This is a genomic window from Bacillus sp. JZ34, from assembly GCF_053903205.1.
In genome coordinates, this window is record NZ_CP096403.1 from 3,818,697 (window position 1) to 3,842,643 (window position 23,947).

Genomic DNA, 23,947 nt, shown 5'->3' on the forward strand with positions numbered 1-23,947 from the left:
TTTACAAATATATGCTATTTTCGGGTGCCCGCTGTTCGGCTTTTCTCTTGACTTGTGACATCAAGGATATCAAGCAGGAAAACAAATATCGGAATACCGATAATTAAACCCCAAATCCCTATGAAATGTTCAGAAAAAATCAGCACGATAAACGTGAAGAAAATCGGCAGCTCCGTCTTGGCGGACATCAGTTTCGGATTGAGGAAATAGGCTTCTATCGCATGGACGATCATGATGACCAATACCAGTGATACGATATAAGCGATTCCGCCGATACTGTAGGCGATAATGCTTAACGGAATAAGGGAGAGCACAACGCCTGCGACCGGAACCAGCCCGAGGAAAAACACCATGACGGCAAGGCCGAATAGCTGAGGAAAACCCATAATCGCGAGGGCAATGGTCGTCAATGCGCAATTGATGGAGGCGATAATAAACTGAGCCTCAAGCACCTTTCCGAACGTTCTCGTGAATTTTTTACCAAAGTAAGCAATTTCCTCGTAGAAAATGGCTATTTTGCTCGTCTTAAATTTATCCATTAAGCTCAAGACCTTGTCTTTTTCGATCAATAAGAACATGCTGAGAACCAATGACATAACCACCTGCAGGCCAAACGCGCTAATATCTGTGATATATGTATAGATAAAGTTAAGACCTTTTTCCAAATAGGATGTCAAATTGATATCGCCGAACATACCGGTGATCATATCGAGAAAAGGAATGCTGTCAGGGTGAGAAGCAATATACTTTCCTTGTTTGATCAGCTGCTGAATCTGGGTGACGATCACGGGGTAATAGACCACACCGCCGATCGAAAGCGCGATGGCAAGAGCCGCATACAAACAGGAAATAATCAGTCTCTGGCTGACTTTAATAAAGCGGTTTAAAAAACCGCGGATCACATTTTCCAGACGGTTCATCAAAAACGTAAAGATAAATGTGAGCAATATGAGATTCATCATGCTGCGGAACAGATATAAAACTCCCGCCAATACAACAAAAACTGAAAAACGCCTGACCCCAGGATGCTGAAAAAATTTAATCAACGCTGCCATTCGGTACACTCCCACCAGTACTTTAGTCCTTAACTTTTAGCATTCAAACTTTTATAATTACAATTTGATGCATCATCTGTAAATTATATAACAAAACAGACCGGAAATCTCTTCAGAAGATCAATAATTAATAATATTTTAATATGAGCGCTCGTGCGGTAGCGGCAGGCATCTTCCATAAAAAAGGAGGGGCTGATGTTCAGCCCCTCCAGATTATTGACAAAATCCTTTCAGCGTGACCCTCAACCCTTGCAGTCTAGGAAGGCCGAGCATTGGGGCGGAGCGAATGTTGCAATTCGTGAGCACCGACGCGCAGGCCTGACAACGAATGCGAGGGTTTGTCGACACGCTGAGAGGGACTGTTTGTCAGCCCCTCTCTTCACCGTACATTAACCGCTTCTTCTTTGGCGTCCGCCTTTTTCACCGTTTTCTTGATAGAACTCCTTGTCATGGTTTCGGCTTGTGGCTTCTCCGCCTTTTTGACCGATCTCCTGGTAGAATTCTTTGTCATGGTTTTTGCTTGTGGCTTCTCCGCCCTTTTCACCGATTTCCTGGTAGAATTCTTTGTCATGATTACGGCTTGTGGCTTCTCCGCCTTTTTCACCGATTTCCTGGTAGAATTCTTTGTCATGATTACGGCTTGTGGCTTCCCCGCCTTTTTCGCCGATTTCCTGGTAGAATTCTTTGTCATGATTTTTGCTTGTGGCTTCTCCGCCTTTTTGACCGATCTCTTGGTAGAATTCTTTATCATGGTTTTGGCTTGTTTTTTCTCCGCCTTTTCTGCCTGCTTCTTCCCTGCTCATTTTGTTGTTGTCATTATTGTTTGCCATTTTCGATTCCTCCTTTTGAAGTGTTATGGTTTTTACATTCCACATTTCAAAAAGCGTAAACACAAATAGCACATTCACGAAAGAGTCCGGGAATCATGCAATCATCCGCTGCCTTTTACCGTCCATTCCGGTACCGGAGCCGGCGTATTGTTCTGCAGCGTCTTAGATATCTCGGCAGGCTCTTCAAACAGGGTAATGTTGATGGATTCGAACGTACCTTTCTGATTCGTTCTTTCATATATTGCATCATGATGATCGGCCATAAAGTTCAAATAATCGCGCTTTGATTTCCAAAGCACCAGGACAAGGGCTTCCGGCCCGTTTTCTGTTTCCATCCATCCGCCCCACTGTCTGATGAATCCGCTGACGTTTTGCAGCGGAGCCCATTTGGCCTGCGCCTCGCTGAATGCATGAAGCTGTTGTCCGGCTGGTTTGCACCGTATCAGCTTCAGCACATTCCCTTCCGCGAACGGGACGGTTTCCGCATTAGTTTTTTCTATACAAAGGTTAACCGACCTTACATCAGCGCGCGTCCGGTGAATGACGCCTTTCGGAATCAGCAGGGAATCGTTCGCTTTCAGGACTTCTGTGGGACGGTCCTGAAAGTCGATCAACAGCTCTCCTTCCAAAACAATAAACAGCTCATCTGAGCCGGGATGGAAATGCCATACGTATTCGCCCTCCAAAACAGCAATTCGCATACAATGGTCGTTCACTTCCGAAACGGAAAAATTGGCATGCTTTTCTGTGACTTCCTTTGTCAATTCAAGAAGACTCGTTTTGCGATCCATCAGCTTCACTCCTCTTTCATTTGATTTTCTCCCGAACTTATTTTACCATTTGACTTTTGAGCGTTCGCCTTTTAAAGTGTTGGATATTGGTGAAAAAACGGTTTGAACCTATAGAAGAGGTGTACATCATGCAAAATCAAAACGGAAAAGCTTCAGGGCTTTTGCCGCTGTTTTTATTTGTTTGTTTATTCGTTGGATCAGGCTTGATCACAGGCGATTTTTACAGCCTGCCAATCGTGGCCGCGGCGCTTGCGGCATCGGTTGTCTCACTGGCGATGAACCGTAAGGAGAAGCTCAGCCAAAAGACGGAGTGGTTTGCGAAAGGCGCCGGACACCCCGATATTATGATCATGGTGATGATCTTTATTTTGGCCGGCGCGTTTTCATCAGCCGCAAAGGCGATGGGGGCCGTTGAATCAACCGTTAATCTTGCGCTTTCGTTTGTACCGGGGCAGTTTATGGTTGCCGGTTTATTTATCATCGCTGCGTTTATCTCTGTGTCGATGGGCACGTCAACCGGAACGATTGCTGCGCTCGCTCCGATCGCAGCAGGGATCAGCGCCGAAATCGGCGTTCCGGCGGCCTATTCGGTTGCTGCGGTTGTGGGGGGCGCGATGTTCGGTGATAACTTATCATTTATTTCCGATACGACCATTGCCGCTGTCCGCACACAAAAGACGAAAATGTCGGACAAGTTTAAAACGAATTTCCTGATCGTCCTGCCTGCCGCGGTTGCCACGGTCATCCTGCTGATGGTGTTTTCAGCCGGAGGGCATCCTGCCGCACAAGCCGGGACTTACAGCTGGGTAAAGGTGCTGCCGTATCTCGGTGTTCTGATATTCGCCCTTCTCGGATTTAATGTTATGGCCGTTATTTTCGGCGGCATCGTGTTAGCCGGAGTAATCGGTATTTCCGACGGCAGCCTGACGCTTCATACGTATTTAACCGCGATCACCGAAGGCATCGGCGGGATGTCCGAACTAATCATTTTATCGCTTCTGATTGGCGGAATGGCAGAAATGATGAAGCGAAACGGCGGGATCGCATTTCTCCTTCAATTTGTATCACGGAGAATCCGTTCAAAAAAAGGAGCGGAAGCGGGCATTGCCGGCCTTGTCAGCGCGGCAAACCTGGCGACGGCCAACAATACGATTGCCATTATTACAGCGGGGCCGCTGGCAAAAGATTTATCCGACCGGTACGGAATCGACAATAGGAAATCGGCGAGCATCCTCGATATCTTTTCCTGTGTGGTACAAGGATTGATTCCTTACGGCGCGCAAATGCTGTCAGCTGCACAAATCGTGAAAATATCGCCTGTCAGCATTCTTCCTTATTCTTTTTATCCGATTTTGATCGGCGTCTGCGGCATATGCGCGATTATCTTCAGACTGCCTCGCTTTACGGAAAAAGCGTAACTCCATGAAAAAGGCTGCCGTTATCAAACGGCAGCCTTTTTATCACTCTGTATCTGCGGCGTCCAGCTCCGCAAGCCTTTCCATGATCCTCCGCTTTTTATACATCATCATCCCTGTTTCGGCAACGCCGTTCACCATTGAACGGTTTGAGATTGCGCCAAAGAGGATGCCTGCGACGGGCACCATTTGAAACAGCTTTTTCCATCCGAAAGAATCGCGGTATGTATAAACAACCTCCCGCCAGCCTTGAATTTGCGAAATCATATTTTCCCGTGAGCCTGACTGTAGATGGTATCGGCTGAGTTCCTGAATGATCGCCCTTTTCCCGACAATATCAGCAGCGCTGAGCTGCAGGCATTTAATAATGAACATCCGCTCCGTTTTTTCTTTAGGATCGTAGCCGTAAGACACCGCGATGTCCTGTAATGTCTTCAATGAAAGGCCGAGGATGGCGGGAATATCGACGGCAAGCGTGAATAAGCCGCCGACACCTGTTGTCGCTCCTTGGACAGCCGCGGTATTCGCCCTGTTTTTTCCGAGGTTTTCACACATTTGATCCATCACTTCCAAAGGAGCCCTTTGAATATCTTCGACCGTTTCGATCGTTTCATCCGGCAGCTTTTTTTGAAACTGGCGGATCAGATGTTTTTCGGACGTCAAATATTGGCCGCCGTTTTGAATAAAGCCGCCGATTTCGTCGAGCAAGAGACCGATTTTATCTTGAATGAATGCCGGTGTAAGCTTGTCCAGAACCTTGAACGGCAGCCGCCCGATCCTTTCCCAAAACCACGCTTTCTGCTGTTCTTTTTCCCATTTTTCAATTTTTTTCAGTTCGTTTTCCAAATCTGTTTTATCGTTGCGCACAGAAGGTTCGCCCTCTCAATCGTGTTTTTTTATAGTATACAATGATTCACTTTATGAATCCGTGTTTTTTGATCGGCAGCCGGAGGGTAAACCTTTATGTAAAAGGAGGAATGATCAAATGCCATGGTCAATGGAAGACTATCCCGCTTCATTGAAACATTTGGACAAACCGGTAAAAAAGAAAGCCATTGAAATTGCGAATGCAATGGTAGACGAAGGATACGACGAAAGCCGGGCGATTCCGATCGCGACGAGTCAGGCGAAGGAATGGGCGGATAACAGGAGCAAAAGCGAACTCAAATCCTATGCGGAGGAAGCTGATGAAACGGTACGCGGTGACAGCGGTTCGAGCAGCAGGCCGGAGCTTGCGGAAAAGTGCGAGCATGTCATTAAACACGAAAAAGGCTGGGCAGTCAAAGCCGAAGACGCCAAGCGGGCCAGCGAAGTAAAGGATACAAAAGCAGAAGCCGTCGAACGGGCGAAAGAAATCGCCGAAAACAAAGGCACTGCCGTCATCGTCCATAAAAAAGACGGCAGTGTGGAGCGGAAGATCAGGATGAATTAACGGGGCGCTCCGTTTTTGGAGCGTCTTACTTTTTTCCCCGCCAACTCCAATACAGCATCAGCTGCTTTTTGATAGCCCCCGGCATCGCGGAGCGAGCGGCCGATTTTGGCGGCTCCGTCTTTATAGGAGCGGTTTTCAAGCATATCTTTAATCGTTTTTTGTAAAACAGCCGGAGAAAGTTCATTTTTATCAAGCTTGATCCCGGCCCCTGTCCGTTCCACCTGAGCTGCGACGAAAAACTGGTCAGCACCCATCGGAATGACGATGAGCGGCGTATCAAAATACAGGCCTTCATTTGTACTGTTCATGCCGCCGTGGGTGACAAATACATCGGCTTTTTTCAAAACCTCCAATTGCGGGATATACGGCCTCACGATAAAATGATCCGGTATGGTGCCGAGATCCGCGGGGTCCGTTGATTTCCCAACAGCCATAACCACCTTGCCGTCAAAGTCTTTCAACGCTTCGATACACATATGATACAGCTCTTTTTGCTGATTAAAGATCGTGCCCATCGAGATCACGATGACGGTTTCCCCCTCCAGCTCAGCGAACGGGAAGCTGCCTGGATCCTGTCTGCTCGTAATCGACGGCCCGACAAACAAATAGTCATTTCCAAATCGCTCGGCATGAGGCTGAAACTCCCTGGAGGTAAAGACAATCGTAATGTCCCCCGGACAGGAGAATATGTCAAACGGCTTGTCGAGACTGACGGGGTACCGCTCACTTAATTCGCCAAGGGATTGCTTCAATTTTTCAAAATACGGCGAGCTTTCAAGGTCGCCTTGCAGGGTAAACGTTTTTGCGAACGTCTCGTCCATTGCAAATGTCGTACATAACGAAACACTCGGCAGCCCAAGCATTTCAGCAATGATTTTCCCCGCCAAAAAGTGATGGTCATATATCACATAATCATAAGACTCGTCCCTGACTTCCTGGCAGATGAGCTGAACGATCTCATCGACTTTACCTGACATATTGTATACCAACTCGGCAAAGTCCATCTTTTCTCTTTCTTTCCCGGGTGATAAAGCCTCTCTGAAATCCGGGTATAAACGGACTTCCGCCCCTGTTTTTTTAATTTTTTCAGCGTATTCCTCAACTGCATAATAGACGATGCTTTCTCCTCGTCTTTGCAGCTCCTTTGTGACGCCAAGAGAGGGATTGATGTGCCCCTCCCCCGGGAAATTGATCATCAGTACATGTCCCATCACAGCTCTTCCTTTCTCATACGAAAATTTATATAAGGAAATTTACTACAAAAAGACAAATGAAGTAAAGAAATTTAATTAAGTTAATAATACATAAACATAACTATATAACCATTTGTCTGTTTCTGCATATCTTTCCATTAAATTTTTTTGCCATGCAAATGAGCGTATATTATTAGAGAAAACAGGCTCTTTATTACTTGACAGCCCCAATCAGAAGACGATTTTCCTTTTTTTAAAAGCAAATTAAAACACGGCCGATCGAGGCACAATACATCATAAGAAACAACCTACGGAGGTTTTGCCATGGATACGAAAGCAACCAGGATCGAAAAGGATTTTCTAGGCGAAAAAGAAGTTCCGGCTGACGCCTATTACGGCGTACAAACCATGAGGGCCGTGGAGAACTTTCCGATTACAGGCTACCGGATTGATGAAGAGCTGATTAAAGCTTTGGCAATGGTCAAAAAAGCGGCGGCTCTCGCCAATATGGATATTAAACGTTTATATAAAGAGCTCGGCGAAGTCATTGTAAAAGCGGCCGGCGAAATAGCGGAAGGGCTCTGGCACGATCATTTTATTGTCGACCCCATTCAAGGCGGCGCCGGCACTTCAATGAATATGAATACAAATGAAGTTATCGCAAACAGAGGTTTGGAGCTTTTAGGAAAAGAAAAAGGTGATTACTTCCATTTAAGCCCGAACACACATGTCAATATGGCCCAATCAACGAATGATGTGTTTCCGACAGCCATTCATCTGGCCACATTGAATCACTTAAGACAGCTTATATCGACGATGGAACATATGCTGGATGCCTTCCGCCAAAAAGCGGAGGAGTTCGATTCCGTTATCAAAATGGGCCGCACTCATCTTCAGGATGCTGTTCCGATCAGGCTCGGTCAGGAATTCGAAGCCTATTCCCGGGTCATCGAACGCGATATTCAGCGGATCAAGCAGTCTCAGCATCATCTCTATGAAGTCAATATGGGAGCAACCGCAGTCGGCACAGGTTTAAACGCTGATCCGAGATATATTCAAAGCGTTGTCGAACACCTATCAGATATCAGCGGCTATCAGCTGAAAGGCGCTGACCATCTTGTCGATGCCACACAAAACACGGATGCCTACACAGAAGTATCGGCTGCATTGAAAGTCGGCATGATGAACATGTCCAAAATTGCCAACGATTTGCGTTTAATGGCGTCAGGCCCGAGGGCAGGGCTTGCCGAGATCCGGCTGCCTCCCCGCCAGCCCGGCTCCTCCATCATGCCCGGCAAGGTGAATCCGGTGATGCCTGAACTGATGAACCAGATCGCATTTCAGGTGATCGGCAACGATCATACCATCTGCCTTGCATCAGAGGCGGGGCAGCTTGAGTTAAACGTGATGGAGCCCGTACTCGTCTTTAATTTGCTGCAGTCGATTAAAATCATGAACAACGGATTTCGTGTATTTACCGATTACTGCATCACCGGGATTGAAGCGAATGAGATCAGGCTGAAAGAATTCGTCGAAAAAAGCGTAGGAACGATTACGGCCGTCAATCCGCACCTCGGCTATGAAGCTGCCGCACGAATTGCAAAAGAAGCGATCGCCACAGGACGGTCAGTGCGCGAGCTGTGTTTGCTCCATGATGTTTTGACAGAGGAAGAATTGGATCTCATTCTGGATCCGTATGAAATGACGCATCCGGGCATCGCAGGCGCTTCGCTTCTCGAGGAATAGCCAGCCGTCTTTTTCAATATGCTTTCAAGCGTTTATAGACGCCCGAGACGGGCTATACATTTAATATAAATCAATTGAAAGAGGTGGAAAGACAATGTTAGGATTTCTCGTTTCTTTAATCGTAGCCATTGTCATTGGTTTAATCGGAGGCGCAATCGGGGGCAATGGTGCACCAGGAGGAATAATCGGCTCCATGGTCATCGGCTTTATCGGAGCTTGGATCGGCCACGGGCTGCTTGGAACGTGGGGGCCTGATATTGCGGGATTCGCCATCTTTCCGGCGATAATCGGAGCCGCAATTCTCGTCTTCATTTTAAACCTAATCTTCCGCGGGAGAATGGGTTCTCAGGCATAATATCCGGCCAGCATCGCCCAAAAGCGGTGCTGGTTTTTTGTTTGGGCGAAACCGTTCGCGCATATACTATAGCATCTTATGGTTGACAATTGATCGTCGCGGGCATATGATGATGATATAATTTTTGCACTAAGGAAACTTTTATGTACAAGGAAAAACAACTGAGAATCTAGGTGAATCAAATGGTCAGTCACGATTTGTCCAAACACTCGCAAATATCAAAAGAAGCTCAAGATGCACTGGATGGAAAAAGCAAAGGCTTCAAAAGGCTGCTCCCTTTTTTGGGTCCGGCGTTTATCGCGGCTATAGCTTATATTGATCCCGGCAATTTCGCCACAAATATCGCGGCTGGTTCGAAATACGGCTACTTGCTTTTATGGGTGATTCTTTTTTCAAATATGATGGCTTTGCTGATTCAGTCGCTGTCTGCTAAGCTCGGAATTGCAACGGGTAAAAATCTGCCCGAAGTCGCCCGGGAAGAATTCCCTAAACCGGTCTCCATCGGCTTGTGGATTCAGGGAGAGCTTGTCGTGATCGCGACCGACTTGGCTGAATTTATCGGAGCTGCTCTCGGTCTCTACTTGCTGTTCGGCATACCGATGCTTGAAGCATCGATTATTGCAGCTGCCGGATCTTTCGCGATTTTGGAACTGCAAAGGCGCGGCGTCAGGCCGCTAGAAGCGGCGATAACAGGAATGCTGTTCATCGTCGTGATCGCTTTTGCCTTTCAAACCTTTTTTGCAAAACCTGATATCGGTTCCGTTTTGGAGGGCATGTTTGTTCCTCGCTTCGATGGTGCAGACAGCATCCTGCTGGCGGCGGGAATCTTGGGAGCGACCGTGATGCCGCACGCCATCTATCTCCATTCCGCTCTCACCCAGCGGAGAGTGATCGGAAAAACGGAAGCGGAAAAGAAGAAGATATTCCGGTTTGAGTTCATCGACATTTTAATCGCCATGCTGATTGCCGGAGCAATCAATGCGAGCATGCTGATCGTCGCCGCTGCACTGTTTTATAAGAACGGCATTTTTGTCGAAGACCTTGATGTGGCCTTCAGCCACTTCAGCAGCATGGTCAGTCCGCTTTCCGCCGTACTGTTCGGCGTCGGCCTGTTAATCGCCGGTTTATCAAGTTCGTCTGTCGGAACGCTTTCAGGAGATATTATCATGCAGGGCTTCATTAATTTCAGGATTCCGCTTTATTTAAGACGGTTCATTACGATGTTGCCGCCTATCGCTATTATTGCTTCAGGGGTAAATCCGACAACCGCTCTTGTCTTGAGCCAGGTCGTCCTGTCATTCGGGATTGCCTTTGCCCTTATCCCGCTTATCTTATTTACGAGCAATAAACGCATTATGGGGAGCCTGAAAAATGCGAAGTGGATAACAGCCGTCTCCTGGCTGATCGCCGCCTTAATCGTCGCCCTTAATATTTTCTTGATTTACGATACATTTTCTGGTTAAAGCCGACCTTGGTCGGCTTTTTTATATTATACTGAAGAAAAGGGGGATTCTGGATGTTTAAATTAATGGTGCGTGATGATCTTTATTTAAAAATGCTCGAACCAAAAGATGCCAAAGCAGTTTATATGCAGATCCAGCAGTCTAAAGATGTGTTGCGGAAATGGCTGTTTTGGGTGTACGGCACAAAGCAGCTGGAGGATACCGAAGCTTTTATCGAAGAATGCATGAAACAGGCCGCTGCGAACAACGGGTTTCAAGCGGGAATATGGCATCAAGGCCATTTTGCCGGAATCATCGGACTCCATTATATCAATTGGATCAACCGTACGACTTCGATCGGCTATTGGCTGGGGGAGCCTTTTCAAGGAAAAGGGCTGATGACTGATGCCTGCCGGGCGCTGATCGACACGCTTTTCAGCGAATACGATTTAAACAGAATTGAAATTAGAGCCGCTGTTCAAAACGTAAAAAGCCAGGCTATTCCGGAAAGGCTCGGCTTCACGAAAGAAGGCTGCCTCAGGCAATGCGAGTGGCTCCACGACCACTTCGCCGACCATTTCGTATACGGGCTCCTGAAGGAGGAATACCTCGCCCGCAGCAAATGAGTCCGGGATTTGTCACACGCATTTTATACTGCAATCTGGTATGATAGATAAAAAAATATGGAGTTTTGATTATGAAAGTATTTATACTGTTTTACCTATGGATTGTCCCGCTCGTCATCGGGCTGATATTTTTCCGGGTGACCCAGCGGACAAGCTTTAAAAAAAGGTTTTATCCAGGCTATATCATGATCGGTCTTGCTGCGGCTGTATTTGCCGTCTGTTACCTGATCGGACAGCCTTACCTCGGGAATTTCTTCGGCGGCACAATGCTGTTCGGCACCCTGCTGCCGTTCATGGCTGCCGCCATGAAGAAAAAGAAATAACGAATACCAAAAACCCCGGCTTTCCCAAAACATGCCGGGGTTTTTGATTACTTATTTTCTCTGTTTGCACCAAAACCCGCTGATTCACAAATCGGTTTTCAGACTACTGGGCTTTATTTGTTCACTAGATCAACGTCGATCACCTGATAGAAAGCGTTTTCAGTATCAGCCACATCCCAAACGGCCAATATCACATGATACCCGGAGCGGTCTTCTGGAATGTAAATTTGGTGAGATAAATGGCGGGATGCAGGGGAACCATCATGCGGAACGGTTCCAATCCGTTCGAAATCTGCACGCTTTAGCGGTTTGTCAGGATCCCAGCCTTTTTTGGTGATATAGTAGTGCCATTGGCTGGTGTTGTGGGGGGCGGTATATGTCCAGGTAAAGGTGTGTTCTCCGCCGGTCATGATATGTTTAAACCAGCGATTTTCCGACTGCTGATCAAGAATCCCGCCGAACAGTCCGCCCGCGGATGCTATTTGTCCGTCTGCCGGGCCGTCATGCGGAAACCCTTTTTTCGCTTCCAGGCTTTGCGGCTCATACATCACGCTTCCGCAGTTCAGATTGAGAAGTCCGTAAGCCTCACTGCACAGAGCCGCTCTGCTCCCTGGTTTTTCGACAAAACCATGAGCGAAGGCGTGCTGAGGAATGATTGACATCAACAGCAATCCGGCTGATAGTATGAAAGCTGTACTGAAGGTACTTTTCTTAAAATAATCCACGTTTCAATCCCCTCTCTTTTTATTGTGTTGAGACGGGTTTTGATGCAAAAAGAAAAAACGCGGATATCCCAATACTATCCATCAAATTTTAACATCTGAACATGATAAAGCCAAGGGACGATCTCCCTTGGCATCATACTAAAAAATCCTTTTTAAACTTTTTTTCAGCGGCGGCAAGTCGAGCTCTTTTTTCTCAACCAGTTTTTTGATCATATATTTGCTGTAGTTGACAGCTTGTGTATAAGATATTTTTCCCGGAAGCGGCGGTTCATCTGCTATGGCCACATCGATAATCGACGGCTTTTGTGATTGAAAGGCATTTTTCAAAGCCGGAATGAGCTCTTCGTGCTTTGTCACGCTGAAGCCCTTCCCGCCGCAGGCCTCGGCAAACTTGGCATAATCGACGTTTTCAAGCGCTGTTGCATAATTAACATGCCCTTTTTCCTGCTGTTCATATTGAATCATTCCCAAGTTCTGATTATTTAAAATCACCACAACAATGGGCAGGTCATATTTGACAGCAGTCGGAAAATCGTGCATGGACATGCTGAAGCCGCCGTCTCCGCACACGGCTACAGCTTGGCGCTCCGGATTGGAAAGCTTTGCGGAAATCGCGCCTGGAAGACCGCATCCCATCGTGCCAAGCCAGCTTGAAATCAGAAAATCCTGATTGGTCATATTAAAATGGCGTGCCGTCCAAACCGTCACATTTCCGACGTCAACAGACAGGACCGCATCATCGGCGACTGCGTCCTCAAGCCTTGCAATCACCTGCTGAGGCTTGAGCGGTTCTGTCGCCACCTGTTCGTCTTTTTCAATTTCATAGCGCCACTTCCTCATATGTTGTATACAGCTTTCCAAAAATGCGCGGTTCGATTTCCGTTCAATGGTTTTCGTCAGTTCCATAAGCCCTTTTTTCGCATCGCAGACAAGGCCGGCGGTGACAGGATACCGTTTGCCGATTTTCGCCGGGTTGTTATCAAGCTGAATAGCCGGCGCATCTTCCGGAAGATAATCGCGGTACGGAAAAGAAGTCCCCAGCATGATCAACAGATCGCTTTCCTCCATCGCTTCATATGCGGGTTTTGTACCGATGTGTCCGAGATTCCCGAGCATGTGCGGGTGCCGATCGGGTACGACTCCTTTCCCGGGGAGCGTAACGATGATCGGTGCGGCCGCTTTATCGGCAAACTCGAGCAGCTCATCTCTTGCCGATTTCATTCCCTTTCCGGCTAAAATCACCGGCTTTTTCGCATGATTAATCAATTGTGCACACTGCAACAGCTGGCTTTGCTTCGGTTGAAGATCGCCTTCAATATAAAGCGCAGACGTATAAACCGGCTTCCGCTTAATCTTTTCCGCAAACAGATCATCGGATACGCTCAGTACGGCGACCCCTTTTTGGCTGTAGGCGGTACGGATCGCCTGATTTAAAAGGTCAGGCAGGGCTTCGGCCGAATGAACCTGCTGATTAAAGACAGCCACATCCTCAAACATTCGTTCAAGACCGATCTCCTGAAAGTAATCTCTTCCGATTTCATTTGAAGACACCTGCCCTGTAATCGCCAGCACAGGCGCCCCGTCAGCTTTGGCGTCATACAATCCGTTCAGCAGATGAACGGCACCCGGGCCAGCTATCGAAAGGCAGACGCCGATTTTGCCTGTCAGCTTCGCATCAGCTGCGGCAGCGAGAGCAGCGGTTTCTTCATGGCGCACTTGAATGAAGCGGAGGCTGTTTTCTTCATGCCGCAATTCATCGATAAATTCGTTGACGCTGTCCCCCGGCATGCCGTAAACATGATCAATATTCCATTCCTTCAGCAGTTCTGCAGCTACTTTTCCTGCGGTTTTGTTTGCCATATCACGTCCTCCTTTGTTTCTTCCATACCACTTTTTCGCTGCCGGGAAACGTGATCCGGCATGCTGACGAAAGTGAAGGAAACCACGACAGCGGCTGTTTCATGCTTTGTGTTCCCAGCCGTGCTCATCTCGCATAAAGATCTCTCCGCCACACTGCTGAACTTGAAGCCATGCCCGGTAAATCCGGCGGCACCTATCCTAAGCACCACTCCATGTATACATGATCAAATCTACTAAAAGGCTGCCACTCATTTTGATATGCCCCAGCGAAGTTAGACAATAAAATGTCATGAAGCGGTTAGACTGGCATGAGTCCGGAATTGTATGGCACTCATGCCTTTTCATTTGGTCTTCATCCTTTAGAGCAATTGCGGCGCAGTTCATTCACACAAGTGTTGAAACTTTTTTAATATTTAAATTGTTATAATTTAGGTTCAGAGTTATAATTTAACAGAAATAAACCGAATTTGCATAGCATCGATGAAAGTTAAGATTGTTAAATCCTTCGTCAAACACAGGGGTGGTCGTGGCGGCAACTATTATAATCTGCTTTTATAAAATTTTTAGCATTTGATACTGGATTGTTTATCCAATCATCCTGATCTGATGGGTCAGCAGTGCTCGTACGTATGTGAATCCACCTGTCATGCGGCATTGTATAAAGGTTACTCCATTTTAGAAGGACAAGCTGGTCTGTTCTATTAATGCAGATACCACGACAATTTCAATCCGCTTGTTAAGTCTCCTCGGCACGTTAGGTATTCATAATGCTGTAGATTATCAGTTTCAAGTGTTGTGGAAGCCATCTGTCTTCGAGATTCGGTTGTTGCGGTCTGAAGGTAATTTCACTGAAACTATAGTCGAAACACTCAAATCTTCTTATCTTATTAACCGTATACTTCATAGTCTAAGTTTCGGGTGAAAAGGAGAGACGCGGATCGTCAAGGTAAAGTCCCTCTCTTTTATCAAAAGAATTTAGAATTGGAGGCATTTACATGTTATCAGAAATAGAAAAGGGGCTTGAGGGCCTGCGTGTAAAACTTGATCGTATTGATGAACAACTGTTGGATACATTGAAAGAACGTTTAGAATGCTGCATTAAGATTGGATTATACAAACGCGAGTATAATATTCCGATGATGCAGCCGCACCGAATTAACTTTGTCCAGGAACGGGCAGCTCGATACGCTGACGAGAATGGTTTAAGTCAAGAGTTTTTGCGTAACCTTTATGAGCTCATTATTTCTGAAACGTGCAGGGTTGAGGATATCGTAATTGACCATTCAGAAAATCGGAGACAGGACATTTCTTCAAGCCTGGCCGGTCAAAAAAGAAAAAGGGAGGAATTGTTTAATGGGGGCAGGGATACAAACACTTCTAATTGACAACTATGATTCATTTACTTACAACCTGTATCAATTGATCGGCGAAGTAAATGGCCGACCGCCAATAGTTGTCCGTAATGATGTGGACTGGTCACAAGTGCCGATTGATGAGATTGACAACATCGTGATCTCCCCAGGCCCCGGTCGACCGGAACGGGTTGAGGACTTTGGTATTAATACAACTATTATTCAAGAAGCTAAGCTGCCAGTCCTCGGAGTCTGTCTTGGACATCAAGGCATAGCTCATTTGTTTGGCGGGAAGGTGAACCATGCTTCTGAGCCTATGCATGGACGAACATCAGTCATTCACCATTCAGGGGTTGATATCTTTGACGGGCTTCCTCCTGAGTTCTCTGTCGTACGCTATCACTCCCTTGTCGTTACTGATCTGGGTGATGATGTGGAAGCAATTGCGTGGACAAAAGATGAGTTGATTATGGGGCTTCGACACCGCAATCTGCCGATTTGGGGTGTGCAATTCCACCCCGAGTCAATCTGCAGTCATTATGGGCGCGAGTTGCTTGCCAACTTTAGAGACCTGACTCCGAAGCGCACTGAACGATCAAGACCGTCTCCCAAATTAAAGGAGCCTTCCCATTCTAAAAGCGATTTCTACCGGATCCATTTTCGAAAATTATCGGGATTTCCTGACGCTCAGTTAAGTTACCAGACACTATTTGCTGATGCACCTCATGGATTCTGGCTTGACAGCAGCAGTGTCATTGAAGGCTTGTCACGATTTTCCTATCTTGGCGATGGTGCGGGAGAGAATGCTGAATATTTGACCTATAGAGTAGCAGAAGGTGTTGTAAAAGTACAACGTTCGGGTCAAGAGACGGAGTTCATTCAACAGTCATTTTATGATTATCTTGATGAGCAAATCCGCCGTCGGGCAACATCTACTCCGGAAGGCCTTCCCTTTGACTTCAATCTCGGCTATGTGGGCTACATTGGCTATGAGCTAAAAGCTGAAACTTGCGGGAGCAGCCGGTATCAATCTGAGATTCCTGATGCAGCCCTGCTTTTCGTTGACCGCATGCTTGTTTTTGATCATCTTGAACAGGAAGCCTATCTGTTGTGTCTTTCGACTGGGGATGAGGATAAGCAAGCACTCAACTGGCTAAATACGGCAGAGCGAATCTTGAATGACATTCCTGCTGCAGCAAACGATTCGGACAAGGATTCAGTCCTTACATCCGTGCCAGACCACAATATCCCAATCGAGTTTCGGCATAACCGGCCTTCTTATCTTCAACTGATCAACAATTGCTTAGAAGAAATCCGCAATGGTGAATCCTATGAGATATGTTTGACTAATTCCGCAACTGTTTATACCCCTATAGATCCTTGGATTACGTATACGCATCTGAGAAGAATCAGTCCGGTTCCCTATGGGGCATTTTTAAACTTTGCGGATGCAGCAGTACTAAGTGCCTCTCCGGAACGGTTCCTCTCAATCGGTGCTGATCGTATCGTTGAGTCCAAACCGATCAAGGGTACCCGGATGAGAGGCAGGACTTCTGCTGAAGATCACCAATTACGAAATGAGTTGCTAAGTGATGAAAAAGATCTCGCAGAGAACTTAATGATCGTTGACTTAGTCAGAAATGACCTTAACACTGTTTGTGAAATAGGATCTGTTCATGTACCTAAGCTTTTCGATGTAGAAACATATGCACCAGTTCACCAGTTGATCTCGACGATTCGCGGCACTATACGTCCGGACAAATCAACGGTTGATTGCGTCCGCGCTGCTTTTCCAGGCGGTTCGATGACCGGTGCTCCGAAAATTCGGACGATGGAAATCATAGACCGACTCGAGAAGGGCCCCCGCGGTGTCTACTCGGGCAGCCTCGGCTGGTTTGGACTGAGTGGAGCTGCGGATCTTAGTATTGTTATCCGCACAGTTGTTGTGACCGATGACAAGGCGACTTTTGGTGTCGGAGGAGCGATCGTAGCATTGTCAGATCCAGAAGAGGAATTCAAAGAAACTCAGGTTAAAGCGCGAGCTATGGTCTCAGCTATCGCAGCAGCGGAAGTCTCTGCAGTGGGAGGTTCAAGATGAGTCAGGAAATAAGGCAGTGTGTGATTGCGGGAGGAGCCGGCGGCGTTGGCGGGATGTTTGCAGACCTTCTTGAAGAATCGGGTGTTGAAGTATGTATTATCGATATGAATCCTCCTTCCGTTCGTCGACAATTCATGAAATGTGACATTACGGTTCCGACTCCACAGGCCAAAGATAAGATCCAAAAGGCCGACATGGTGATGCTCGCTTTACCAGAGACCGCGGCTCTTCAAGCAGTAAAAGTTGTCGGGACGTTAATGAAGCCTGATTCTCTCTTGGCGCACACTCTTTCTGTACAATCACCCATATTTAACAAAATACACGCTTTGGGTTTGCCTTTCGAAAGCATAGGTCTTAACCCTATGTTTGCTCCCAGCCTTAGTATCGTGGGTAGACCGGTAGCTGTCATCGTTCAAAACGATGGGCCTAAAGGAAGTCATTTGATTCAGATGATTTTAGATTGGAAAGGTCGTCCGGTGCTATTAGAAGCTGAGGAGCATGATCAATTGGCCGCGGCTTTGCAAGCACTCACTCATGCAGCGATACTCACCTTTGGATTGGCGCTCGCAGAATTAGATGTTGACATTGCAAAACTTGGTTCTCTTGCACCCCCTCCGCATGCAACTATGCTTGCGCTACTGGCACGGATTAGTTCTGGAACACCGGATGTGTATTGGGACGTCCAATCCGTGAACCACCAAGCAATGACGGCTCGTGCTGCACTGGCTGAAGCAGTTGCATCGTTGAATGAATCGGTGAGGGATCAGTCCGTATTCACCGAACTGATGCGTAAATCCCGAGAGGTATTTGGATCTGAAATAGCCCATTACCAAGATCTCTGTACTAGTATCTTTGAAGGGCCAATCGCACCAAAGGAGGGAAAGCACAGCCAAACCAATCCCCCGGTTAATTGAATTTTATAAACAACTGATTCCTTTGAACAGCTTTCCGGCATAAATAGAAGTATGAAAATATCGTGTAGATTCGCGACTTTTCCACTGACAAGTTCGCTAGTTTTGTGATATTTGGTCACATTAAAACAGCCTGCCGTTTCCGGCAGGCTGTTTGATGATTATTGATCAAGCTTCAGCTTCTTCAGCTGTTCGGCGAGCGCGTTGTTGATTGGCTCATCTTTGTTTTGCTTTTTCATGTAGGAGTGTACATCGCGTTTTGATGCTTTTGAATTTTTGTCTTTTGCCCTGCGCTTTTCGAAAACGGAGAGTTTTTCTCTGTGGCCGCAGACGCAGGCGAATGTCTGGCCTTCTCCGTGTCCTCGCAGTTCCATGCGCTTATGGCAGTTCGGGCAGCGGGCGTTCGTCTGTTTGGCGACTGTTTTGCGGTGGCCGCACTCCCTGTCCTGGCAGACGAGCATTGTGCCGCGTTTGCCGTTTACTTTCAGCATCAGTTTTCCGCAGTCAGGGCAATGGGTCCCTGTGATATTGTCATGCTTAAACGTTTGATTGCTGCTTTTGATTTCTCTGATCGTCTGCTTTGCGTACTCCTTCATTTCTTTGATAAAGGCGGAGGATTTCAGTTTTCCTTTCGCAATGCCTGACAGCTTCTGCTCCCATTCAGCGGTGAGGGCAGGAGATTTTAAATCTGACGGAACAAGCTCAAGGAGCTGTTTTCCTTTTGAGGTGATATAGATATCTTTTCCTTTTTTCTCGATCAGGAATGTGTTGAACAGCTTTTCGATAATGTCGGCGCGTGTTGCCACCGTCCCGAGTCCGCCCGTCTCTCCGAGAGTCTTCACAAGGTTTTTTTCTTCTCCCTGCATAAATGCGGCCGGATTTTCCATCGCAGACAGTAATGTTCCTTCATTAAACCGCGCCGGCGGTTTTGTTTCACCCTTCGTCTCTGTCAAAGACCGGACGGACAGCGTGTCGCCTTTTGCGAGTTTAGGAAGGGTTTGATCCTTTTCTTCCTCGTCATCATCTTCGTCTGCGAAATCGTACACCGCTTTCCAGCCTTGCGACTGAACGGTTTTCCCTTTTGCCGTAAAGGTTTCTCCACCGATTTCGGCGAACACTTTAGTTTCTTCATATTCAAACGGCGGCATTAAAACGGCGAGAAAGCGCTTCGCGATCAAATCGTAAAGCTTTCTTTCCTTTTCGCTTAACGCACCGAGCGCAAGCGGCTCTTCCGTCGGAATAATCGCGTGGTGATCGGATACTTTCGCATCGTTAACAAAGCTTTTATTGGCTTTAACGCCATGCTTTAAGATCCGGGTCACATGCTGAGCATAAGGCTTGACCTGCATGCCTTCCAAACGGTCTTTCAGCGTAGGGACGATGTCATTAGAAAGAAATCTTGAGTCCGTCCGCGGATAGGTGACGAGCTTATGCTGCTCATAGAGCTTCTGCAAAACGGACAGCGTTTCTTTTGCGGAAAATCCGTAGCGTTTATGGGCATCCCTCTGCAGCTCGGTCAGATCATAAAGTCCGGGGGCAAAGCTTTTTTTCGCCGTTTTTTTCAAGTCGACGATAGCGGCCGGTTTGCCTTGCAGCGCTCCTGCAAGCTGTGACGTCACAGACGCGTTGAAAGTGCGGGTCTGCTTCGTTTTCTTGTCCTGCCACGTCAGCGTCATACCGTCAACCGCTGCACGCAAGCCGAAATAAGGGACGGGTTTAAAGTTCTTGATATCTTCCTCTCTTTTCGCGATCATCGCCAATGTCGGCGTCTGTACGCGTCCGCAGGAAAGCTGGGCGTTGAATTTCGTTGTCAGCGCCCTCGTCGCGTTGATGCCGACGATCCAATCGGCTTCAGCTCGAGCCACGGCTGAATGGTAAAGGTTTTCAAAGTCTTTGCCGTTCTTTAAGTTTTTAAATCCGTCTTTAATCGCTTTGTCTGTGACCGATGAAATCCACAGGCGCTTCAATGGCTTCGTAATCTTTGCTTTTTCGATGATCCAGCGGGCGACAAGCTCGCCTTCCCGGCCGGCATCGGTTGCTATGACGATGTCTTTGACGTCTTTTCTGATCAGCTGCGATTTAACCGCCTGAAACTGCTTTCCGGTCTTTTTAATGACGACAAGCTTTAAAGGCTCGGGGATGATTGGCAGATCTTCAAGCCGCCAAGACTGGAATTCCTTTCCGTATCCTTCAGGGTCCGCCAATGTGACCAGATGGCCGAGCGCCCATGTCACGATATAGCGGTCGCCTTCAAGATATCCGTTTCCTTTTTTATGACACTTCAGCACGCGGGCCAAGTCACGGCCGACTGAAGGTTTTTCTGCTAAAACGACTGTTTTAGACAAGTCCATCACATCACTTTCTTGTTCATGCATCCTTTTATTATAACAGATGATACAGATGCAGCTCTAATGTTCATGATTCCTTTATTTCAATTTCAGAAAAAATGACGTGTGTCACGGTTTGGGCATATGGTGATGTTTCATTGATAAACGCTTCGATCTGCGTCAGGCTCTCTGCATTGATTTTCAGCATATAGCAGGCGGCTCCCGCGATCCGGTAGCAGAATTCAATATTCGGGAGGCGTTCGATATACGCTTTAAACCTTTCGTATTCCCCGTTTTTCACCGTTGCTTCAATGATGCAGGATACGGGAAGGCCGACCTTTTGGTAATCGATGTCAAGCGTATATTTTTTAATGACGCCGAACGATTCGAGCCGCCTGACCCTTTCGGTCACAGACGGCGCGGAAAGGCTGATCTTCCTGCCCAGCTCCCGCATCGATAAACGGCTGTCTTTCTTTAATTCGGCTATGATTTTAAAATCGAGGTCATCAATTTTCATATGTAACTTTATTCCCTTCATTCTATTTCATCATTTTAATATTATCATGAAAATTCTTTCGTTCGAAATTCATTTTTCACTTCTGCTTATATATGATTATGAAGAGGTGATCATCATATGACAAGAATCAATTTTTCAGACAGAGGAGAGACGCCGTTTCAGCGGCTGCTCGGACACTCCGAAAGCCTGATGTCAAACTGGACGGCTTTAGCTGAGGAGCTGTCAGGAGACGGCTTTTTATCAAAGGAACTGAAGGAGCAGGTGCGCCGCGTGCTGGCTCAGGGAAACGGATGCGAATATTGCAAGGCAAAGGGGAAACCCGAGATCCCGAATCAGCAGAAAACGAGCTTTGCAATGGGGTTTGCAGAGGTCTTTTTGGCGCAGAGGGAGCGCGTTTCAGACAGGCAGTTTGATGTTTTAAAAGAAGTGTTTTCAGAAGAAGAAATAACGGAATTGACCGCATTTATTTGTTTTACGACTGCTCAGCAATATTTCGGCGCTTTAATGAAGCTTCCGGCAGACGCATAAATCCAACGGAGAAAAAACCTGTCATATTTGTCCCCTTTTGGTTTATAGTATAAAGGTAGACTATCACTCCACAGGAGGTATACTATGCTGCAAACGCCGATTGGCCGCCTTCGGTTGATGGGTTTTATTGAAGGCATTTCGCTTTTAATCCTGCTGTTTATCGCCATGCCGCTTAAATATTGGGCGGATTATCCGATGGCCGTTACGATTGTCGGATCGCTTCACGGCGGATTGTTTATTTTGTATTTGTTTGTTCTGTTGTATGCGACTTTTGTGCTGAGGTGGTCTGTGAAATGGCCGGCTGCCGGTCTTGTAGCCGCATTTGTTCCGTTCGGCAATTTCCTTTATGACCGGGGACTAAAAAAATATGATCAGTAAAAACCGCCGGGAAACCCGGCGGTTTTTTTGATCACTCATTTAAAAAGCGTTTCAGCTCTTCCTTGTTTTGTTCAAGGTCTAAATCGAGGACCGCCCCGTATGTTGGATCGTCTTTGTTCGTGAATGATCCGTCAACCGGGAGCCTGAAGCTTTTGGTTTCTTTTACGCTTCCGAGCAAAAAGTCTTTGCCGAGGGAGAAGATGACGCCGTTCGGAATGTTTGTTTCAATATACGGATCGACGAGCCCCCACAGCTTCGGAAGCTGGGCGATATTTCCGATGCTCATCGCTTCTTTTTGAAGCTCTGAAAAGATTTCCTGCTGTCTTCTGACCCGTCCAAAATCGCTTTCTCTGTCATGCCTGAACCGGACATAGCCCAGCAGCCTATCACCGTGAAGAATTTGTTTTCCCGGCTGCAGTGTCATGCCGATTCCGTACGACATTTTTTTCGGAACGTCGACTTCGATGCCGTCAGGCGCCACCGCATCAACGATTTTGGCAAAACCTTTAAAATCGATGATGGCATAATAGTTAATGTCCAAATCAAAGGATTCTTTTAATGTTTTTCTGACGAGTTCCGGGCCTCCGTATGCATAAGCCGCATTGACTTTTTGCTTGTCATATCCCGGTATGTCGACATAGCTGTCCCTCATAATCGAAATCAATTTAGGCTGTTTCTGCTTTTTATTATAATGGATCACCATCATCGAGTCAGACCTTGAATGGTCTTCCCCTCTTGAATCGATCCCTAGAACGAGGATGTTCACTTCATCAAGATCAGAGCCTTCCCCGTTAAATTCAAACTGACCGTCTTCTTTAAAATCCCCGTCAGATTCGGATAAGCCTTTTTTGTATTCAAAGTAGGTATAACCCGCTGCTGCTATGATAACCAGCAACATTAAGGTAAACAGGCGCTTTATGATTTTTCGCCTTTTTCTTTTCGGTTTTCTTACTCTTACTCTAACCCTCTCCACTTTTATCACCGCCACACATAAGACTATCACAGGATCAAACAGCGGGCAATTAATAAAAGAAAGATCAAGCCGTCTAATCGTGTCGAAAAAGATAATCTTTTGTTTTCATTTCTTTCATTTTGAAAGAAAAATGATCGAATTTTGATCTTTTCGTCAAAAATCGACTACATCCACTTCGTCATCCATGCGATATAGTAAGAAGCCGGGATAAACAGAACTTGGGCAAAAATCGTCCCGGCCACCCTCGATGTTGCCATCGTGATCGAAGCCCATTTCAAATAGGTGTAGCTCCGCCTCCCTTTTGCTACGTCATCTGCAAGTACCGAAACCTTCGGATCGACAAACAGCGCCAGCAGCATCGTCGCCACCCCGTTGACAAGGCCGGAAGCCATCACCGCGGTCGTATGCCTTTCGGGCACGAGGACGCCCGCATAAAGAGCGGCAAGAACGCCGATTGTATAAATCGCCGTGATGGCCATGTTCAAGACAAACAGCCGCTTCGGTATGTAGCAGAACCGAAAGTCTTTCACATATTCCAGACTCGGTCTTCTCGCATAATGCTTGGCATGCTTGAAGATATTTTTTGAGAACGCCTTGCGAAACACTTGCAAAACGGAGCCGTTTTCCCCTGCCAAATGAACAATCGCTCTCGAAAATACGGCGACAAACGTCGGCAGAAGCAGCATTCCGAAAATTGTACCGACGGTTGAACCAAAGATTAAAAACCGAAATTGGCTGCCGACGAGGGAAAGTGCGTCCGCACCCGCAACATCGACAAGCTTCCCCGTCACAGGCTGCTGAACCATGTTTGACATTCTTGAGACGATGACCATCACATTAAATAATGACAGCGCCGATGCGATAAATCCGACTCTCGCGCCTGACAGACGAGCGGCGTATGCGAGCGTTTCGATGGAATGGATCAGCAACAGAAAACAAAAAATCAATAGTACCTTAGATGTTAAAAAGTCCATTTCTCTTCCTCCAGTCTATAGGTAAGACTGTTTTCAAAACGCAAACGTTTCGGCAAATCAAAAACCGCCCCGGCAAAAGCCGAAGCGGTCTCAATT

Annotated in this window: 22 protein-coding genes and 2 pseudogenes; 12 read left to right on the plus strand and 12 right to left on the minus strand. The window is 46.9% G+C overall.

Features of this window, described 5'->3' with window-relative positions; all coding sequences use genetic code 11:
* Positions 1-14: 14 nt before the first annotated feature.
* From M1D90_RS19455 to M1D90_RS19470, 4 genes and pseudogenes are all read right to left on the minus strand, one after another.
* Positions 15-1,055 carry an AI-2E family transporter gene (locus M1D90_RS19455; protein WP_023857882.1) on the minus strand — a complete coding sequence of 347 codons (1,041 nt, stop codon included), beginning with the start codon at positions 1,053-1,055 and terminating at the stop codon, positions 15-17.
* A 389-nt stretch (positions 1,056-1,444) separates the two neighbouring features.
* Positions 1,445-1,885, minus strand: coding sequence for a glucose starvation-inducible protein GsiB (gene gsiB, locus M1D90_RS19460; protein WP_023857883.1), 441 nt, complete (start codon positions 1,883-1,885; stop codon positions 1,445-1,447).
* A gap of 101 nt (positions 1,886-1,986) precedes the next feature.
* Positions 1,987-2,340 carry a YdbC family protein gene (locus tag M1D90_RS19465; protein WP_306419670.1) on the minus strand — a complete coding sequence of 118 codons (354 nt, stop codon included), beginning with the start codon at positions 2,338-2,340 and terminating at the stop codon, positions 1,987-1,989.
* A 6-nt stretch (positions 2,341-2,346) separates the two neighbouring features.
* Positions 2,347-2,676: pseudogene (locus M1D90_RS19470) on the minus strand (cupin domain-containing protein); the annotation flags it as partial.
* Between the two features lie 128 nt (positions 2,677-2,804).
* On the opposite strand from M1D90_RS19470, the gene M1D90_RS19475 reads away from it, so the two are divergent.
* Positions 2,805-4,094 carry a Na+/H+ antiporter NhaC family protein gene (locus M1D90_RS19475; RefSeq protein WP_456282990.1) on the plus strand — a complete coding sequence of 430 codons (1,290 nt, stop codon included), beginning with the start codon at positions 2,805-2,807 and terminating at the stop codon, positions 4,092-4,094.
* A 42-nt stretch (positions 4,095-4,136) separates the two neighbouring features.
* Here the strand turns inward: M1D90_RS19475 and M1D90_RS19480 are convergent, their stop codons facing one another.
* Entirely contained in the window at positions 4,137-4,958 is an 822-nt protein-coding gene (locus tag M1D90_RS19480; RefSeq protein ID WP_103750286.1) for an EcsC family protein, read from the minus strand.
* Between the two features lie 118 nt (positions 4,959-5,076).
* On the opposite strand from M1D90_RS19480, the gene M1D90_RS19485 reads away from it, so the two are divergent.
* A complete protein-coding gene (locus M1D90_RS19485; protein WP_020450238.1) occupies positions 5,077-5,523 on the plus strand; it encodes a DUF2188 domain-containing protein in 447 nt (148 codons plus the stop codon).
* On the opposite strand, the gene M1D90_RS19490 is transcribed toward M1D90_RS19485, so the two are convergent.
* Positions 5,520-6,734 carry a macrolide family glycosyltransferase gene (locus tag M1D90_RS19490; protein ID WP_456282991.1) on the minus strand — a complete coding sequence of 405 codons (1,215 nt, stop codon included), beginning with the start codon at positions 6,732-6,734 and terminating at the stop codon, positions 5,520-5,522. The genes M1D90_RS19485 and M1D90_RS19490 overlap by 4 nt on opposite strands.
* 306 nt (positions 6,735-7,040) lie before the next feature.
* On the opposite strand from M1D90_RS19490, the gene aspA reads away from it, so the two are divergent.
* The 5 genes from aspA to M1D90_RS19515 all read left to right on the plus strand — a co-directional run bounded on the left by aspA (position 7,041) and on the right by M1D90_RS19515 (position 11,208).
* A complete protein-coding gene (gene aspA, locus M1D90_RS19495) occupies positions 7,041-8,462 on the plus strand; it encodes an aspartate ammonia-lyase (protein WP_043054070.1) in 1,422 nt (473 codons plus the stop codon).
* A gap of 94 nt (positions 8,463-8,556) precedes the next feature.
* A complete protein-coding gene (locus M1D90_RS19500) occupies positions 8,557-8,817 on the plus strand; it encodes a GlsB/YeaQ/YmgE family stress response membrane protein (RefSeq protein ID WP_105979276.1) in 261 nt (86 codons plus the stop codon).
* Between the two features lie 182 nt (positions 8,818-8,999).
* On the plus strand, positions 9,000-10,280 hold the full coding sequence (locus M1D90_RS19505) for an Nramp family divalent metal transporter (RefSeq protein ID WP_079289441.1): 1,281 nt from the start codon (positions 9,000-9,002) through the stop codon (positions 10,278-10,280).
* Between the two features lie 53 nt (positions 10,281-10,333).
* Positions 10,334-10,885 (plus strand): GNAT family N-acetyltransferase, encoded by a 552-nt coding sequence (locus M1D90_RS19510; RefSeq protein ID WP_025810083.1) that lies wholly within the window; start codon positions 10,334-10,336, stop codon positions 10,883-10,885.
* Between the two features lie 71 nt (positions 10,886-10,956).
* Positions 10,957-11,208: a hypothetical protein gene (locus M1D90_RS19515; RefSeq protein WP_020450232.1), complete on the plus strand. Its 252-nt coding sequence runs from the start codon at positions 10,957-10,959 to the stop codon at positions 11,206-11,208.
* Between the two features lie 119 nt (positions 11,209-11,327).
* On the opposite strand, the pseudogene M1D90_RS19520 reads toward M1D90_RS19515, so the two are convergent.
* Together M1D90_RS19520 and M1D90_RS19525 are read right to left on the minus strand one after the other, a co-directional pair.
* Positions 11,328-11,933, minus strand: a pseudogene (locus M1D90_RS19520) (lytic polysaccharide monooxygenase auxiliary activity family 9 protein); the annotation flags it as partial.
* A gap of 138 nt (positions 11,934-12,071) precedes the next feature.
* Entirely contained in the window at positions 12,072-13,793 is a 1,722-nt protein-coding gene (locus tag M1D90_RS19525; protein ID WP_023857889.1) for a pyruvate oxidase, read from the minus strand.
* 995 nt (positions 13,794-14,788) lie between these two features.
* On the opposite strand from M1D90_RS19525, the gene M1D90_RS19530 reads away from it, so the two are divergent.
* From M1D90_RS19530 to M1D90_RS19540, 3 genes are read left to right on the plus strand one after another with little or no spacing between them, the layout of a single operon-like run.
* Complete coding sequence (locus M1D90_RS19530) at positions 14,789-15,178, plus strand: chorismate mutase family protein (RefSeq protein ID WP_025810086.1); 390 nt, start codon at positions 14,789-14,791, stop codon at positions 15,176-15,178.
* Positions 15,147-17,243 (plus strand): aminodeoxychorismate synthase component I, encoded by a 2,097-nt coding sequence (pabB, locus tag M1D90_RS19535; RefSeq protein WP_197407047.1) that lies wholly within the window; start codon positions 15,147-15,149, stop codon positions 17,241-17,243. Before M1D90_RS19530 ends, pabB begins: the two co-directional genes overlap by 32 nt.
* On the plus strand, positions 17,240-18,157 hold the full coding sequence (locus M1D90_RS19540; protein ID WP_025810087.1) for a prephenate dehydrogenase dimerization domain-containing protein: 918 nt from the start codon (positions 17,240-17,242) through the stop codon (positions 18,155-18,157). The genes pabB and M1D90_RS19540 overlap by 4 nt, the downstream gene beginning before the upstream one ends.
* A 158-nt stretch (positions 18,158-18,315) precedes the next feature.
* Here the strand turns inward: M1D90_RS19540 and M1D90_RS19545 are convergent, their stop codons facing one another.
* Together M1D90_RS19545 and M1D90_RS19550 are read right to left on the minus strand one after the other, a co-directional pair.
* Positions 18,316-20,499 (minus strand): DNA topoisomerase III, encoded by a 2,184-nt coding sequence (locus tag M1D90_RS19545; RefSeq protein WP_023857894.1) that lies wholly within the window; start codon positions 20,497-20,499, stop codon positions 18,316-18,318.
* 70 nt (positions 20,500-20,569) lie between these two features.
* Positions 20,570-20,998 carry an Lrp/AsnC family transcriptional regulator gene (locus tag M1D90_RS19550; protein WP_043926750.1) on the minus strand — a complete coding sequence of 143 codons (429 nt, stop codon included), beginning with the start codon at positions 20,996-20,998 and terminating at the stop codon, positions 20,570-20,572.
* A gap of 117 nt (positions 20,999-21,115) precedes the next feature.
* Between M1D90_RS19550 and M1D90_RS19555 the strand changes: the two genes are divergently transcribed.
* Positions 21,116-21,526, plus strand: coding sequence for a carboxymuconolactone decarboxylase family protein (locus M1D90_RS19555; RefSeq protein ID WP_020450223.1), 411 nt, complete (start codon positions 21,116-21,118; stop codon positions 21,524-21,526).
* Positions 21,527-21,610: 84 nt separating this feature from the next.
* Positions 21,611-21,904: a DUF3817 domain-containing protein gene (locus M1D90_RS19560; protein ID WP_031305229.1), complete on the plus strand. Its 294-nt coding sequence runs from the start codon at positions 21,611-21,613 to the stop codon at positions 21,902-21,904.
* Between the two features lie 31 nt (positions 21,905-21,935).
* Here M1D90_RS19560 and M1D90_RS19565 read toward each other — a convergent pair whose 3' ends face one another.
* Both M1D90_RS19565 and M1D90_RS19570 read right to left on the minus strand, forming a co-directional pair.
* Positions 21,936-22,877, minus strand: coding sequence for an LCP family protein (locus M1D90_RS19565; RefSeq protein WP_023857897.1), 942 nt, complete (start codon positions 22,875-22,877; stop codon positions 21,936-21,938).
* 164 nt (positions 22,878-23,041) lie between these two features.
* Positions 23,042-23,851, minus strand: coding sequence for a lipid II flippase Amj family protein (locus M1D90_RS19570; protein WP_023857898.1), 810 nt, complete (start codon positions 23,849-23,851; stop codon positions 23,042-23,044).
* Positions 23,852-23,947 lie beyond the last annotated feature (96 nt).